The following is a 15,363-nucleotide window of genomic DNA, read 5'->3' as shown; positions in this document are numbered from 1 at the left end:
GGGGGTCGTGATGGAAACCGTCATCGAAATGCCCACACGGGGCGCCCTGCGCAAGGGGCCCGTGGCCGAGGGCATGGCCCGGATCAAGAGCAACGACATCGTCACCGGCGACTACCGCCTGATGGTGCTGGATGCGCCGCCGGAAATGCTGGACTGCCGCGCGGGCCAGTTCTTTCACATCCTGTGCCCCACGGGCGAGAGCTTCCGCCCGTATCTGCGCCGCCCGATGAGCATCTACTGCTTCGACCCGGCCGCCGGTGAGTTGAAGTTTCTCTACAAGGTCACCGGAGAGGGCACCGGCGCGCTGTCCGAGCTGCGCGACGGCGCCGAGGTCAACCTGCTGGGACCGCTCGGCAACGGCTTCACGATCCGCGAGGACTGGAAGAACCTGCTTCTGGTGGCGCGGGGCGTGGGGCTGGCCACGCTGGCCCCGCTCGCCAAGGAGGCGCGCGAGGCCGGCTGCACCCTCACGGCCATCTGCAGCGCCCGGACCGAGGCGCTGTTGATGTCCATCGCCGAGTTCGAGGCGATGGGCGCCGAAGTCATCCCCGTCACGGACGACGCGGGAACCTCGGGGGTCGAGGCGCTGCGCGAGGTGATCGAGGGGCGCATCGCTGAAGGCGGTCTGGACGCGATGTATACCTGCGGCTCCAACCGCATCCTGACGCTCCTACAGGACATCGGCGCGCGCCACGCAATTCCCGGCGAGATCGCGCTGGAGCAGCAGATGGCCTGCGGGTTGGGCATGTGCCACTGCTGCGTGCGCTCGTTCCGCCGGGAGGGCGGCATCGTGCACGAACGCGTCTGCCGCGAGGGCCCCGTTTTCGACCTGCAGGAGGCGATGGGATGGTAGACCTGACGACCCGCCTCGGCGCGCTGACGCTGAAGAATCCGATCATGCCGGCCTCGGGGACCTTCTCAGAGGATCTGGCCGACGTGTTCGACCTCGACTGCCTTGGCGCCCATGTCACCAAGACCATCACGCGGGAAATCCGGGGCGGCAACCCGACGCCGCGGGTCTGCGAGGTGCAGGGCTCGATGCTCAACTCGATCGGCATCCCCAGCAAGGGTCTGGACTACTTCAAGAGCACGATCCTGCCGCACTACGCCGCCTACGAGACGCCGCTGGTCGTCTCGATCTCGGCCAACGACGCGGACGGGTTCGCGCGGCTCTGCTCGGACGTGACGCTGCCCGGCGTTGCCGCGATCGAGGTGAACATCTCGTGCCCGAACATAGAGGAGGACGGCAAGGCCTTCGCGATGCGGCCCCGCACCACGACCGAGGTGATGGAAAAGCTGCGCGCCGCCACCGACCTGCCGCTCTGGGCCAAGCTGACGCCGAACACCGGCGAGACGATCGAGGTCGCGCAGGCCGCCGAGGCGGCGGGCGCCGACGCGCTCGTCGTGTCGAACACGCTGCTGGCGATGGCGATCGACGTGCGCACCCGGCGGCCCAAGCTGGGCAACCTGATGGGGGGCCTGTCGGGGCCGTCGATGAAGCCGATCGCCCTGCGTATGACCTATCAATGCGCCAAGTCCGTCGATATCCCGGTGATCGGCTGCGGCGGCATCGGCGAGGTCGAGGACGTGGTCGAGTTCCTGATCGCCGGCGCCAGTGCAGTGCAGGTCGGCACCGCCACCTTCATCAATCCCACGGTGATGCCGCGCCTGATCGACGGGCTGGCAGAGTACATGCACCACGCCGGGATCGCGCGGATCTCGGACCTTGTCGGCAGCGTCCGCGACGAGGAGGCCGCCGACGGCGTCGTGTTCATGGAGGCCGCGCCATGAGCGCCGCACCCGAGGCGGCGGCCCTGGCCGACGATGCCGGCCGCGAGCTTGCCATGCGTATCTTCGACGGCGTCGCGGCCCTCAGCCCCGACCGCGAGGGCGTCAGCCGACCCGCCTTTTCCGACAAGGAGACCGAGATCCTCGAGCATCTCGCAGCGCTGGCCGTGGACGAGGGGCTGTCGATCGGCTGGGACGCGGGCAGCAACCTGTGGATCGCGCTGCCCGAGGACGCGGATGCACCCGGTGCCTCGGTCGTCGGCAGCCATGTCGACAGCGTGCCGATGGGGGGCAACTTCGACGGTCTGGCAGGCGTGGCCGCCGGGCTGGTTTGCCTGATCCGCGCCCGGCGGGCCGGCCGGCGGTTCGCCCGCCCGGTTCAGGTGCTGGCCATGCGCGGCGAGGAAAGTGCCTGGTTCGGGCCCTGCTACAACGCGTCAAAGGCGCTGACCGGCGTGCTGAGCGCGGCCGAGATCGACTCGCCGCACAAGGGCGACGGCCGCCCGATGGGCGCGCACATGACCGATATCGGCATCGACATGGACCGGGTCCGCGCCGGCGAGCCGCTGCTGCCCGAGGGGCGGATGCGAGACTACCTGGAACTGCACATCGAGCAGGGCCCGCTGCTGATCGAGAAGGGCCTGTCCGTCGCCGCCGTCTCGGCCATCCGGGGCAATTTCCGCCACCGGGCGGTGCGCTGCATCGGCGAGGCCGGCCATTCCGGCGCCGTGCCCCGCGCCTATCGCCACGACCCCGTTCTGGCGATGGCCGACCTGTTGTCGCGGCTCGACGAAAGCTGGCTGGCGATCCTGCAGCAGGGCGGAGATCTTGTGCTGACCGCCGGGATGGTGAACACGGACCCCGAACGCAGCGCGATGTCGCGGATCGCCGACGAGGTGACCTTCTCGCTCGACGTCCGCTCGCAGGACACGGAGGTGCTGGACAACATGCGCACCCTGCTCAGGGACGAGATCGCCGAGGTCGAGCGCGCGCGCGGCGTGCGCTTCGAGCTGGGCGACGAGGTCGCCGTGGCGCCCGGCGCCATGGCCGCCGATCGCGTCTCGGCGTTGCAGGACGCGATGTCCGGCCTCGGGCTCGACCCGTTCGTGATGCCGTCGGGGGGCGGCCACGACGCGGCGATCTTCGCGCAGTCGGGCATCCCGTCGGCGATGCTGTTCGTCCGGAACCGCAACGGCTCGCACAATCCCAACGAAGCGATGGAGATCGACGACTTCCTCGTCGCCGTCGCCGTGATCGACGCCTATCTCTCGAAAGGAGCGCCATGACCCGCGCCGAGATCGTCATACCGCGCCCCGATGACATGCACCTGCACCTGCGCGACGAGGCCATGCTGCGGGCGGTGACGCCCGCCTCGGCCCGTAATTTCGGTCGCGCCGTCATCATGCCGAACCTCGTGCCCCCGGTGGTGAGCCGCGCCGATGTCAGCGCCTACCGGGCGCGCATCCTCGCCGCCGTGCCCGACGGGACGCCGTTCGAGCCGCTGATGACGATGTATCTGACCGAGGCGTCCGATCCCGACGAGATCGCCGCGGCCCATGCCGCGGGCGAGATCGTGTCGATGAAGCTCTATCCCGCCGGGGCGACGACGAACTCGGACAGCGGCGTGCGCGACATCGACCGCGTGATGCCGGTGCTCGAGAAGATGGCCGAGATCGGCCTGCCGCTCTGCGTCCACGGCGAGGTGACGGATGCCGAGATCGACATTTTCGACCGCGAGGCCGTCTTCGTCGAGCGCGTGCTGGCGCCGCTCCGCCGCCGCCTGCCGGAACTGCGCGTGGTGATGGAGCATGTCACCACCGCCGACGGGATCGACTACGTCCGCGACAGCGGTGGCGACATCGCGGCGACGATGACGGTCCAGCACCTTGCTCTGAACCGCAACGCGCTGCTTGCGGGTGGCATCCGGCCGCACAATTACTGTCTTCCGGTGCTCAAGCGCGAGCGTCACCGGCTGGCATTGCGGGCCGCCGCCATGTCGGGCGATCCGCGCTTCTTCCTCGGCACCGACAGCGCGCCCCATCCGCGCCACACGAAAGAGGCCGCCTGCGGCTGCGCGGGCTGTTTCACCGCGCCCGTCGCGCTCGGCATCCTGGCGCAGATCTTCGAGCAGGAGCGCGCGCTCGAGCGGCTGCCCGACTACGTGGCGGGCCACGGTCCGGACTTCTACGGCCTGCCGACGTCGACGGCCCGCACGCGTCTCGTCCGCTCGGAGGAACCGGTCGACCTGCCGACCCGCGTGTCGGCCGAGGGAATGGATGTCGAGGTATTCGATCCCGGTTTCGACGTGCACTGGCGCGCGGAGCCGTTGGAATGACCTTTTCCAGCACATTCGGCGACCGCGACGAGATCGCACTCAAGACGACTCGGATGCTGCTCGAGATCGACGCCGTCCGGTTCGATGCGGACCGGCCGTTCATGTTCACCTCGGGTATCGCCAGCCCTGTCTACATCGATTGCCGACGCATCATCTCGTACCCGCGAATCCGCGCGGCGCTGATGGATTTCGCCGTGGCGACCGTCCTGCGCGACGCCGGCTTCCAGCGGTTCGACGCGGTGGCGGGCGGCGAGACGGCGGGCATCCCCTTCGCGGCCTGGATCGCCGCCGAGATGGGCCTGCCGATGCAGTATGTCCGCAAGCGGGCCAAGGGATTCGGTCGCGCCGCGCAGGTCGAGGGGCGGCTGAAGGACGGCGAGCGCGTGCTGCTGGTCGAGGACCTGACGACCGACGGCGGCAGCAAGATCCGGTTCTGCGAGGCGCTGCGCCGGGCAGGGGCCGAGGTGGGTCACGCGCTGGTGCTGTTCCAGTACGACATCTTCCCGCAGACCCGCACGCGGCTGGCCGAGCATGGCCTGACGCTTCATTCCCTCGCCACATGGCGGGACGTCTTCACCCTCTGCTCGGAGGAGAACCGCTTCGATCCGGCCGTCCTGGCCGAGGTCGACGCCTTCCTCTCCGACCCGTTGCGCTGGTCCGGCAATCACGGCGGCGCGTCGGAAATCATGATCTGAAGGAAAGCCAGATGTTCGAAGAATTCGTGCAGATCCTCAACGACATGGGCCGCAGCATCCATGCCTACCAGCGCTGTGCGACCCAGGCCTACGACAAGGCCGGCACAGACCCCGACCACGCCGCGGCCTACCTGATGATCGCGATGGCGGCCGAGAGCTTCGTCGCGCGGAACGAGCGGATGCCGATCACCGCCGACGACGTGCAGGCCGCGTACGAGCGGTTCAGCGGCCATGTCTCGCGGCTGCAGGAGGCGTACGAGACTAGCGGCACCGACGCGCGCATGGCCGCCCTGAACGAGACGGCCACGCGCATCGCGGCCGAGCGCTGAGCGCTCAGGCGCGGCCGAAGGCGGCGGTGACGGGCGAGATCACGTAGGTCACGAGGGGGATCAGTACCGCCCCCAGGGCCAGCCCGACCACCCCGTCGAGAAAGGCGGTGATGATCCACTGGATCGCGCCGTTGTCCGACGTGTGGGCGACGTGCTCGATCAGTTCGGTGGGCGCGTGCCAGCCCAGCTGGTGCAGGCCGTGCACGATGATCGAGCCGCCGACCCATATCATCGCCGCGGTGCCGACGATCATCAGGCCCTTCATCACCCAGGGCATCGCCCGGACGATGCCGCGCCCGAGGCGGCGGGTGAAGGCGGCATTGCCCTCGGCGGCCATCGCCAGCCCGGCATCGTCGGCCTTCACGATCACCGCCACGGCGCCGTAGACCGCCACGGTGATGATCACCGCCGACAGCGCCAGCGCGGCGGCCACGGACCAGATCGACATCTCGGCGGGCAGGGCGGACAGAACCAGCGTCATGATCTCGGCCGAGAGGATGAAGTCGGTCTTGACCGCCGCCTTCACCTTCTTCTCCTCGAGATGGGCGTCGGCCTTCTTCTCCTCGTAGATCTCCTCGGCATGGTGGTCCTTCGGGTTGACCACGTGCCACACCTTCTCGGCCCCCTCGAAGCAGAGATACGCCCCGCCCAGCATCAGCAGCGGCGGGATCGCCCACGGCGCGAAGACCGTCAGCAGCAGCGCCACGGGCAGAAGGATCACCAGCTTGTTGAAGATAGAGCCCCGCGCGATCTTCCAGACGATCGGCAGTTCGCGCTTGGCGGAAAAGCCGTGCAGGTATTTCGGCGTGACGGCGGCGTCGTCGATCACGGCGCCCGCGGCCTTGGACGATGCCTTGACCGTCTGGCCCATCACGTCGTCGACCGAGGCCGAGGCGACCTTGGCGATCGCCGCCACGTCGTCCAGTAGCGCCAGAAGTCCACTCATGCTCAGCCTTTCCTGCCTGCCTGCGGTCTAGGATAGCGGCGCCCGCGCCCCCGGCAACACGATCAGGTCCACATCCCGCGCATTCGCGCCGAGACGTCGATCGGGGCCGGGGCGGGGCGCCGGTCGCGGTGGCTGGCGCCGGTGGCCGTGGGCGTCACGCGGTCGAACCGGTCCAGGATCGTGTCGGGGATGAAACGGGTCCGCAGCGCGTGGACGAACCGGTCGCCCCGCCGGCTCTGCTGGGTGACGTGAAAGCGGACGGGCATGCCGAGGCTCAGGCTCTCCTTCGCGCGGGTCATCGCGACGTAGAGCAGGCGCCGCTCTTCCTCGACCTCCTCGGTGGTGCCGGTGCCGAGGTCCGAGGGGATGCAGCCGTCGACCGCATTCAGGACGAAGACCGAGGTCCATTCCTGCCCCTTGGCCGAGTGGATCGTGGACAGGATGAGGTAATCGTCGTCCTTCAGCGGCACCCCCGCCTGGCCGCCGGTGGCGTCCGGCGGGTCGAGCGTCAGCTCGGTCAGGAACCGCTCGCGCGAAGGATAGCCCGAGGCGATCTCTTCCAGCCGCTCCAGGTCGCCGCGGCGATAGATTGCGTCCTCGTGCTGCCGGTCGAGATGGGGATCGTACCAGGCGCGGGCGCGCGAGAGGGCGTCGGGCCAGGCCTCCGACCCCACCAGCGCCGTCACCAGCGCGCGCCAGTCGTCGCCCGCGCGGGGCGGCGGCGCCACGTCGGCCAGCGCCTTTCCGGCGTCGAGCGCGTCCAGCACCCGTGCGGCCGAGGTGGGGCCGACGCCGGGGATCAGCTGCAGCACCCGGAACCCCGCCACCAGGTCCCGCGGGTTGGTGGCAAAGCGCAGGACGGCGAGCAGGTCCTTCACATGGGCAGAATCGAGGAATTTCAGCCCGCCGAACTTGACGAACGGCACGTTGCGGCGCGTCAGCTCGACCTCGAGCTGGCCGGAATGACTGGCGGTGCGGAACAGCACCGCCTGCTCCTGCAGCCGGACGCCGCGTTCCCGCGCGTCGAGCACCTCGTCGACCACATGGCGGGCCTGGTCGGCCTCGTCGGACAGGGTGACGAGGCGCGGCTTGGCGCCGGTCTCGCGATCCGTCCAGAGGTCCTTGGTGAACCGCTCGCCCGCCTCGCCGATCACCGCGTTCGCCGCGGCGAGGATTGGCCCCGTCGAGCGATAGTTGCGGTCCAGCGTGACGATCTGGGCCGGGGGCGAAAAGGCGGCCGGAAAGTCGAGGATATTCCGCACCGTGGCCGCGCGGAAGGCGTAGATCGACTGCGCGTCGTCGCCCACAACGGTCAACCCGCGGCCCTCGGGCTTCAACGCCATCAGGATGCGGGCCTGCAGGCGGTTGGTGTCCTGGTACTCGTCGATCAGGACGTGATCCCACGTGGCGCCGATATGCGCGGCGAAATCGGGATCCGTCATCACCTGCGCCCAGGCCAGTAGCAGGTCGTCGTAATCCAGCACGTTCTGCGCCTGCTTGGCCGCGACGTAGCCGCTGAATAGCCGCTTCAACTCGTCCTCCCAGCCGGCGCACCACGGGAAGTGGTCGCGCAGGACGTCGGCCAGCTCGGCCTCGGCGTTCACGGTGCGGGAATAGATCGACAGGCAGGTGCTCTTGGCGGGAAAGCGGCTTTCGGTCTTGGAAAAGCCCAGCTCGTGCCGGACGAGGTTCATCAGGTCGGCGCTGTCCTCGCGGTCGTGGATCGAGAACTCGGGGTCGAGCCCGATCGAGGCCGCGTGCTCACGCAAGAGACGCGCGCCGATGGCGTGAAACGTGCCCGCCCAGGTCAGCGCCTCGCTGGCGAAGCCGGGGCCGACGGTGCGGGCGGTGATCTCTTCGACGCGGCGGATCAGGTCGGTGGCGGCCCGGCGCGAGAAGGTCATCAGCAGGATGCGCCGCGGATCGGCGCCGTGGGTGACGAGATGCGCCACCCGCGTGGCCAGCGTGCGAGTCTTGCCCGACCCGGCCCCCGCGATCACCAGAAGCGGCGGGGGCAGGGCGCCGTCGCTGGCGCCAAAGGACGCCGCCGCCCGCTGGTTGTCGTTCAGCCCGTCCAGATATGCGGTATCCATGCCGGCCCCTCGCTCTGCCCCTGCCTGACGGGTAGCCTAGCGGTTAACGAACGAAAGGTGAACTGTCCTGCGCGGCGTCAGCCGTCGCCGGGCGCCGCGGTGCTGCCGCGCCGCACCAGTTCCACGGGCTCGATCCGGTGGGTCGCGCCATACAGCTCGGGCGCGGCGATCAGGTCGAGCAGTAGCTTGGCCGCGTCGATGCCCAATGCGCGGCGGGGCTGGTGCAGGGTGGTCAGCGGCGGATGCACGTGCTGTGCCAGTTCGATGTCGTCGAACCCCGCGACCGACACGTCGCGCGGCACCGACACGCCCTTCGCCGCCAGCGCCGAGATGAAGCCGCACGCCATCTCGTCGTTCGAGCAGAACACCGCCCGCGGCCGGTCGGGCAGGGCCAGCCACATCTCCGCCGCGCGGGCGCCCGACGCCAGACTGAAGTCGCCGGGCAGGATCCAGTCGTCGCGGCAGGGCAGGCCGGCCTCGGCCAGGGCCGTGCGGTAGCCCTCGGCGCGGGTCTGGGTCAGCACGTTCTCGGGCGGTCCCATCACGTGCGCGACGTCGCGGTGTCCGAGGTTCAGCAGGTGCTCGGTCACCACCCGAGCGCCGGCCGCGTTGTCGATTCCGACATGGGGCAGGGGGCGTCCCTCGAGCCACTCGCAGGCCATGACCAGCGGCGGCGTCTCGACCCCGGCGCGCGGCTCCAGCGCGGTGGGCGAGACGTTGCCGTCGAACAGGATCACCCCGTCCGAACGCGTGCGGTCGAGATAGTCGCGCACCGGCCCCTCGCGGTTCTCGCCCGCCAGTGTGTCGGCGATCAGCAGGTTCAGCCCGGCGGGTCGCAGCACCGACGAGATGCCCGCCAGGATCGCCGAGAAGAACGGGTTCGCGATGTTCGGGACCAACGCCACGACACTTCCGGTGCGCCGTTGGCGCAGGTTCCGTCCGGCCGGGTTCACGCTGTATCCGGTGGCCTTCACCGCCTCGAGCACGGCGCGGCGGGTCTCTTCCGAGACCCGGCCCGGCGCGTTCAGGGCCCGGCTGACCGTGGCCGTCGAGACACCGGCGGCCTGTGCCACGTCACGGATGCTGATCGCCCGTTTGTCCACGGCCTTCCTTTCGCTAAGCTGCCGCACGCGACTAGCGGGATGCCGCGGGCGACGTCCAGAAAATCGCGTCTTGTAAACGATTACATCATGTGCTTCCCTTTCGCTAGGACAACGGTTGGCAGGCCACACGCCGCGACCGGACGGGAGGACAGCATGAAGACGATGAAAGGCCCTGGCCTTTTCCTTGCGCAATTCGCAGGGGACGAAGCGCCGTTCAATTCCTGGGATGGTATCACCAAGTGGGCGGCCGAGTGCGGCTATGAAGGTGTGCAGGTGCCCAGCTGGGACGCGCGGCTGATCGACCTCGACAAGGCCGCCGAGTCCACCGGCTATTGCGAGGACTGGGCCGGCGTCGCCGCCGAGAACGGCGTCGTTGTGACCGAGCTGTCGACGCATCTCCAGGGGCAGCTGGTCGCCGTGCATCCCGCCTATGACGAGGTGTTCGAGGGCTTTGCCGACCCGTCGGTGCGCGGCAATCCGAAGGCGCGGCAGGAATGGGCGGTCGACCAGGTCCGCAAGGCGCTGACCGCCTCGCGCAACCTGGGCCTGACGGCGCTGCCCAGCTTCTCGGGCGCGCTGGCCTGGCCCTACGTCTATCCGTGGCCGCAGCGACCGCAGGGGCTGGTCGAGGCGGCGTTCGACGAACTCGCCGCGCGGTGGAAGCCGCTGCTCGACCACGCCGACGAGATGGGCGTCGATGTCTGCTACGAGATCCATCCCGGCGAGGACCTGCACGACGGCATCACCTACGAGATGTTCCTCGAGCGGACGGGCAACCATCCGCGGGCGATGATGCTCTACGATCCGTCGCACTACGTGCTGCAGTGCCTCGACTACCTCGACAATCTGGACATCTACGCCGAGCGGATCGGCGCCTTCCACGTCAAGGACGCCGAGTTCAATCCCACCGGACGGCAGGGCGTCTACGGCGGTTACCAGTCGTGGGTCGACCGCGCCGGCCGCTTCCGCAGCCCCGGCGACGGGCAGGTGGATTTCGGCGCGGTGTTCTCCAAGCTCACGGCGATGGACTTCGACGGCTGGGCGGTCGTCGAGTGGGAATGCGCCATGAAGCACCCCGAGGACGGCGCGCGCGAGGGCGCGGCCTTCGTCCGTGACCACATCATCCGCGTGACAGAGCGCGCCTTCGACGACTTCGCGGACGGCGGCAGCGACGACGCCGCCAACCGCCGGATACTGGGACTGGATCGATGAGCAGATATTCCGACCGCACAGGACCGATCAAGCTGGGCATGGTCGGCGGGGGGCAGGGCGCCTTCATCGGCGGCGTCCACCGCATCGCCTCGCGCATCGACGGGCATTATCAGCTGGTGGCCGGGGCGCTGTCCTCGACCCCCGAAAAGGCGCAGGCGTCGGGGCGCGAGCTGGGCCTGGCCGACGACCGCATCTATTCCGACTTCGAAGAGATGGCCCGGACGGAGGCCGCCCGCGACGACGGGATCGAGGCCGTCGCCATCGTTACCCCGAACCATATGCACGCCGCCGCGGCGACGGCGTTTCTGCGGGTGGGCATCCACGTCATCTGCGACAAGCCGCTGACCGCGACGATGGACGACGCCAACGCGCTGGCGGCCGAGGTCGAGAAGGCCGACGCGCTGTTCGTGCTGACGCACAACTATACCGGCTATCCGATGATCCGGCAGGCGCGCGAGATGGTCGCGAACGGCGACCTGGGCAAGCTGAGGGTCGTGCAGGTTGAATACCCGCAGGACTGGCTGGCCGAGGACATGCCAGATGTGAAGCAGGCGCAATGGCGCACCGATCCCGAACGCTCGGGCGCGGGCGGGGCCACCGGCGATATCGGCACCCACGCCATCCACCTGGCCCGATATGTCACCGGGCTCGAGATCGACCGGCTGGCCGCGGATCTCGACGCCTTTGTGCCGGGCCGCAAGGTCGACGACAACGCCCACGTTCTGCTGCGCTACAGCGGCGGCGCCAAGGGGATGCTCTGGTGCAGCCAGGTCGCCGTGGGGCACGAGAACGCCCTGCGCCTGCGCGTCTTCGGCGAGAAGGGCGGCCTGGAATGGTACCAGGAAGAGCCCAACCGCCTGTGGCACACGCCCTTCGGCGAACCCAAGCGGCTGCTGACCCGCAACGGCGCCGGCGCCTCCGAGGCGTCGACCCGCGTGTCGCGGATTCCCGGCGGCCATCCCGAGGGCTATCTGGAAGGCTTCGCCAACATCTATACCGAGGCCGCGCACGCGATTACCGCGCACCGCACCGGGGCGACGCCACCCGCCGGGGTCCACTTCCCCGGCATCGACGACGGCATGTTCGGCGTGCGCTTCGTCGCGGCCTGCGTGACCTCCTCCAAGGACGATGCCGCGTGGGTGGGCCTGGGATGAACGATGCGCCGCTTCTCGCCATCCGCGACGTCTCGCGCAGCTTCGGCGGGATCGAAGTGCTGCATGGGGTCGATTTCGATCTTCGCCCCGGCGAGGTCCACGCCCTGATCGGTGAAAACGGCGCGGGCAAGTCCACCACGATGAAGATCCTCGGCGGCTACCTGCCGCCGTCCTCGGGCACGGTCGAGCTGGACGGATCGACCGTCTCGTTCTCGGCCTCGGACGAGGCCGAGGCCGCCGGCGTCGTGATGATCCACCAGGAATTCAATCTCACCGAACAGCTCACCGTGGAAGAGAACGTCTTTCTCGGGCGCGAGCTGACCAAGGGGCTGTTCCTCGACAAGACCACCATGCGCGCACGCACGCGCGAATGGCTGGAGCGGCTGGACTGCCATCTCGACCCGACGCTCCGGGTGTCGCAGATCTCGGTCTCGGACAAGCAGATGGTCGAGATCGCCAAGGCGCTCGGGCGCAACGCCCGCGTCCTCATCATGGACGAGCCGACGGCGGTGCTGACCCGGCGCGAGACCGACATCCTGCTGGACCTGATCGCGCGGCTCAGGGACGAGGGGACCGCAATCCTCTATACCTCGCACAAGCTGGACGAGATCGCGCGCATCGCCGACCGCGTGACCGTGCTGCGCGACGGGTCCGTGGTGATGGCGCAAGAGGCCGAGGGCCTGACCGAGGACGACATGGCCCGCGCCATGGTCGGCCGCGAGATGAGCGACCTCTATCCGGACAAGGCGCCCGAACCCTCGGGCGAGACGGTGCTGGACGTGCAGGGCCTCAGCGTGCCCGGCCACGTGCGCGACGCCTCGTTCACCCTGCGGCGCGGCGAGGTGCTGGCCTTTGCCGGGCTCGTCGGCGCGGGCCGGACCGAGCTGATGGAGGGCGTCGTCGGCCTGCGCGAGGCCACCGGCAGCGTCCATGTGGGCGAGCGCAAGCTGCCGCCCAACAACGTCGCCGCGGCCCGTTCCGCGGGCCTCGTCTACCTGACCGAGGACCGCAAGGGGCGGGGGCTCTTGCTGAACAAGAACCTGGCCGAGAACCTGACGCTACTGGCGCTGAACCGGTTCTCGGGCGTCACCATCGACAAGCGGGCCGAGGACGAGGCACTGACCGACGCGATCTCGCGCTATGACATCCGGGCGGGCGACCGCGGGATGCTGGCGGGGCAGCTTTCGGGTGGCAACCAGCAGAAGCTGTTGCTGGCCAAGACGATGCTGGCCGAGCCGGACATCGTCATCATCGACGAGCCCACCCGCGGCATCGACATCGGAACGAAACAGCAGATTTACGGAATCATCCAGCGCCTGGCGGCCGAGGGCAAGGCGGTGATCGTCGTCTCGTCAGAGATGGCCGAGGTGATCGGCCTGGCCCATCGCGTCGTCGTCATGGCGCAGGGCCGCATCGCCGGGGAACTCACCGGCGACGACATCGGGGACGAGCCCATCGTGCGGCTCGCTATGGGGCTGGACGCGAAGGAGGCAGCGGCATGAGCGCGGCGGACACCACGACCCAGACCGGCGGCGGCCGTCGTCTGGACTTTCACGTACTGGGCCCGGTCCTGGCGCTGATCGCGCTGATCGTGCTGGGGACGCTGATCAACACCAACTTCCTCAGCCCCGGCAACATCACCAACGTGTTGGCGCGATCGGCCTTCATCGGCATCATTGCCGTGGGCATGACCTTCGTCATCACCGCCGGGGGGCTCGACCTGTCGGTCGGCTCGATGGCGGCCTTCATCGCCGGTCTGATGATCATCGTGATGAACGCCACGATGTCGGTGATGGGCGTCGGGCTGATGACGGTAATCGTCGGGATCCTCACGGCGCTCGTCGCGGGACTGGCGGCGGGGGCGATCAACGGCCTTCTGATCACGAGGGGGCGGATCGAGGCCTTCATCGTCACCCTGGGCACGATGGGCATCTATCGCAGCCTGGTGACGTGGCTCGCCGACGGCGGCACGCTGTCGCTCGATTTCGACCTGCGCACCTTCTACGGGCCGGTCTATTACGGCGGCATCCTCGGCGTGACGTGGCCGATCATCGTCTTCGCCCTCGTGGCGATCGTGGGCGAGATCGCGATGCGGCAGACGGCGTTCGGGCGGCATTGCGCGGCGATCGGCTCGAACGACCAGGTGGCGCGGTACTCGGCCGTGCATGTCGACCGGGTGCGCACGGCCACCTACGTGCTGCTCGGCCTGCTCGTGGGCGTGGCGACGATCATGTACGTCCCGCGCCTCGGATCGGCCTCGTCCTCCACCGGCCTTCTGTGGGAGCTCGAGGCGATTGCCGCCGTCATTATCGGCGGCACCGTGCTGAAAGGCGGCTTCGGCCGGGTCTGGGGCACCGTGATCGGCGTCCTGATCCTCAGCCTGATCGGCAACATTCTTAACCTGACCGACGTGGTGAGCCCGTACCTGAACGGCGCGATCCAGGGGGTCATCATCATCCTCGCCGTCGTCATGCAACGCGGGACCAACGTGTCCCGCTGACGGCGGAGGGGCCATTCCGAAGGGAGGAGAGACCATGAAACACATTACCAAGGCGGCTCTGGCCGCGACGATGCTCACGGCGCTGCCCGCCGTGGCGCAGGAGCAGGAGAGCGCCACGATCGGCGTGTCGATCCCTGCCGCGACCCACGGCTGGGCCGGGGGCATGAACTTCCACGCCCAGCAGGCGGTCGAGCAGCTCGGCGAGCGCTACGACAACCTCGACTTCGTGCTGTCCACCGCCCCGGATCCGGGCCAGCAGGTCAACGACATCGAGGACATGGTCGCCGCCCGCGGCATCGACGCCCTCGTCGTCCTGCCCTTCGAGTCCGAGCCCCTGACCGGCCCCGTCGCCTCGGTCGCCGAGCAGGACATCTGGGTCACCGTGGTCGACCGCGGGCTCAGCCAGGAGAACATCGAGGATCTCTACGTCGCCGGCGACAACCCCGGCTTCGGCCGCGTGGCGGGCGAGTACTTCGTCGAGAACATGCCCGACGGCGGCCAGATCGTCGTCCTGCGCGGCATCCCGACGACCATCGACAACGAGCGTGTCGAGGCGTTCCAGCAGGCGATCGACGGCTCGGGCATCGAGATCATCGGCATGGAGCACGGCAACTGGAACCGTGACGACGCCTTCACCGTGATGCAGGACTTCCTGTCGCGCCACGGCCAGATCGACGCGGTCTGGGCCTCGGACGACGACATGGCGGTCGGCGCGCTGGCCGCCATCGACCAGGCGGGCCGCGACGACATCCAGTTCGTGCTCGGCGGCGCCGGCATGAAGGAGATGATCCAGCGCGTGATGGAGGGCGACGAGATGGTGCCCGCCGACGTGACCTATCCCCCGGCGATGATCGCCACCGCGATCGAGATGACGGCGCTGAACTTCGTCGGCAGCGCCCCGGTCTCGGGCGAATTCATCATCGGGTCCGAGCTGATCACGCAGGAAAACGCCGAAGAGTACTACTACCCCGACAGCCCGTTCTGATCGGCCAAGGGCCGCACATGGCGGCCTTTTTTCGACAGTTCCCACGACGCCCGGCACGGACCCTCGTGCCGGGCGTTTTCGTGCAACTTGCTCATTATTGGGGCACATGCCCCCTGCCTCGGCAATCCTTCGCCGTTCGACCGCCCGGCAGGGGGTCCAGACGTTGCGCATGGGGTGAAGTCACACCATCGCTTGACCATATGTCCGAAGATACACGCCGAAG

General features: G+C 68.8%; 14 protein-coding genes. 11 read left to right on the top strand and 3 right to left on the bottom strand.

Annotation, left to right across the window (positions count from 1 at the left end):
• Positions 1 to 10: 10 nt before the first annotated feature.
• Genes BMZ25_RS06205 through BMZ25_RS06180 form a run of 6 tightly spaced genes read left to right on the top strand, consistent with a single transcriptional unit; the run spans position 11 to position 5,147 of the window.
• Positions 11 to 853: a dihydroorotate dehydrogenase electron transfer subunit gene (locus tag BMZ25_RS06205; RefSeq protein ID WP_092690256.1), complete on the top strand. Its 843-nt coding sequence runs from the start codon at positions 11 to 13 to the stop codon at positions 851 to 853.
• A complete protein-coding gene (locus BMZ25_RS06200) occupies positions 847 to 1,791 on the top strand; it encodes a dihydroorotate dehydrogenase (protein WP_092690253.1) in 945 nt (314 codons plus the stop codon). Before BMZ25_RS06205 ends, BMZ25_RS06200 begins: the two co-directional genes overlap by 7 nt.
• A complete protein-coding gene (locus tag BMZ25_RS06195) occupies positions 1,788 to 3,074 on the top strand; it encodes a Zn-dependent hydrolase (RefSeq protein ID WP_092690248.1) in 1,287 nt (428 codons plus the stop codon). Before BMZ25_RS06200 ends, BMZ25_RS06195 begins: the two co-directional genes overlap by 4 nt.
• Positions 3,071 to 4,123 carry a dihydroorotase gene (pyrC, locus tag BMZ25_RS06190; RefSeq protein WP_092690245.1) on the top strand — a complete coding sequence of 351 codons (1,053 nt, stop codon included), beginning with the start codon at positions 3,071 to 3,073 and terminating at the stop codon, positions 4,121 to 4,123. The genes BMZ25_RS06195 and pyrC overlap by 4 nt, the downstream gene beginning before the upstream one ends.
• On the top strand, positions 4,120 to 4,818 hold the full coding sequence (locus BMZ25_RS06185) for an orotate phosphoribosyltransferase (protein WP_092690244.1): 699 nt from the start codon (positions 4,120 to 4,122) through the stop codon (positions 4,816 to 4,818). Before pyrC ends, BMZ25_RS06185 begins: the two co-directional genes overlap by 4 nt.
• A gap of 11 nt (positions 4,819 to 4,829) precedes the next feature.
• Complete coding sequence (locus tag BMZ25_RS06180) at positions 4,830 to 5,147, top strand: hypothetical protein (RefSeq protein ID WP_092690242.1); 318 nt, start codon at positions 4,830 to 4,832, stop codon at positions 5,145 to 5,147.
• A 4-nt stretch (positions 5,148 to 5,151) separates the two neighbouring features.
• On the opposite strand, the gene BMZ25_RS06175 is transcribed toward BMZ25_RS06180, so the two are convergent.
• From BMZ25_RS06175 to BMZ25_RS06165, 3 genes are all read right to left on the bottom strand, one after another.
• Positions 5,152 to 6,093, bottom strand: a complete 942-nt coding sequence (locus BMZ25_RS06175) for a DUF808 domain-containing protein (protein WP_092690238.1) — start codon at positions 6,091 to 6,093, stop codon at positions 5,152 to 5,154.
• Positions 6,094 to 6,155: 62 nt separating this feature from the next.
• Positions 6,156 to 8,186 carry an ATP-dependent helicase gene (locus BMZ25_RS06170; RefSeq protein ID WP_092690235.1) on the bottom strand — a complete coding sequence of 677 codons (2,031 nt, stop codon included), beginning with the start codon at positions 8,184 to 8,186 and terminating at the stop codon, positions 6,156 to 6,158.
• A gap of 77 nt (positions 8,187 to 8,263) precedes the next feature.
• Positions 8,264 to 9,289 (bottom strand): LacI family DNA-binding transcriptional regulator, encoded by a 1,026-nt coding sequence (locus BMZ25_RS06165; protein WP_092690231.1) that lies wholly within the window; start codon positions 9,287 to 9,289, stop codon positions 8,264 to 8,266.
• Positions 9,290 to 9,442: 153 nt separating this feature from the next.
• On the opposite strand from BMZ25_RS06165, the gene BMZ25_RS06160 reads away from it, so the two are divergent.
• The 5 genes from BMZ25_RS06160 to BMZ25_RS06140 are packed head-to-tail and all read left to right on the top strand — an operon-like array spanning position 9,443 to position 15,140.
• Positions 9,443 to 10,501 (top strand): sugar phosphate isomerase/epimerase family protein, encoded by a 1,059-nt coding sequence (locus tag BMZ25_RS06160; RefSeq protein WP_092690229.1) that lies wholly within the window; start codon positions 9,443 to 9,445, stop codon positions 10,499 to 10,501.
• On the top strand, positions 10,498 to 11,655 hold the full coding sequence (locus BMZ25_RS06155) for a Gfo/Idh/MocA family protein (RefSeq protein WP_092690226.1): 1,158 nt from the start codon (positions 10,498 to 10,500) through the stop codon (positions 11,653 to 11,655). Before BMZ25_RS06160 ends, BMZ25_RS06155 begins: the two co-directional genes overlap by 4 nt.
• The gene (locus tag BMZ25_RS06150) at positions 11,652 to 13,157 is read left to right on the top strand and encodes a sugar ABC transporter ATP-binding protein (protein WP_092690223.1); all 1,506 of its coding nucleotides are present in this window, start codon (positions 11,652 to 11,654) and stop codon (positions 13,155 to 13,157) included. The genes BMZ25_RS06155 and BMZ25_RS06150 overlap by 4 nt, the downstream gene beginning before the upstream one ends.
• Entirely contained in the window at positions 13,154 to 14,155 is a 1,002-nt protein-coding gene (locus tag BMZ25_RS06145) for an ABC transporter permease (RefSeq protein ID WP_092690218.1), read from the top strand. Before BMZ25_RS06150 ends, BMZ25_RS06145 begins: the two co-directional genes overlap by 4 nt.
• A gap of 34 nt (positions 14,156 to 14,189) precedes the next feature.
• Entirely contained in the window at positions 14,190 to 15,140 is a 951-nt protein-coding gene (locus BMZ25_RS06140) for an ABC transporter substrate-binding protein (RefSeq protein WP_092690213.1), read from the top strand.
• Positions 15,141 to 15,363 lie beyond the last annotated feature (223 nt).

Source organism: Tranquillimonas rosea (assembly GCF_900111315.1).
Lineage (GTDB): Bacteria > Pseudomonadota > Alphaproteobacteria > Rhodobacterales > Rhodobacteraceae > Tranquillimonas > Tranquillimonas rosea.
The sequence above is the reverse complement of the archived record's forward strand: the minus strand, read 5'-3'. Positions and strand labels throughout refer to the sequence as shown.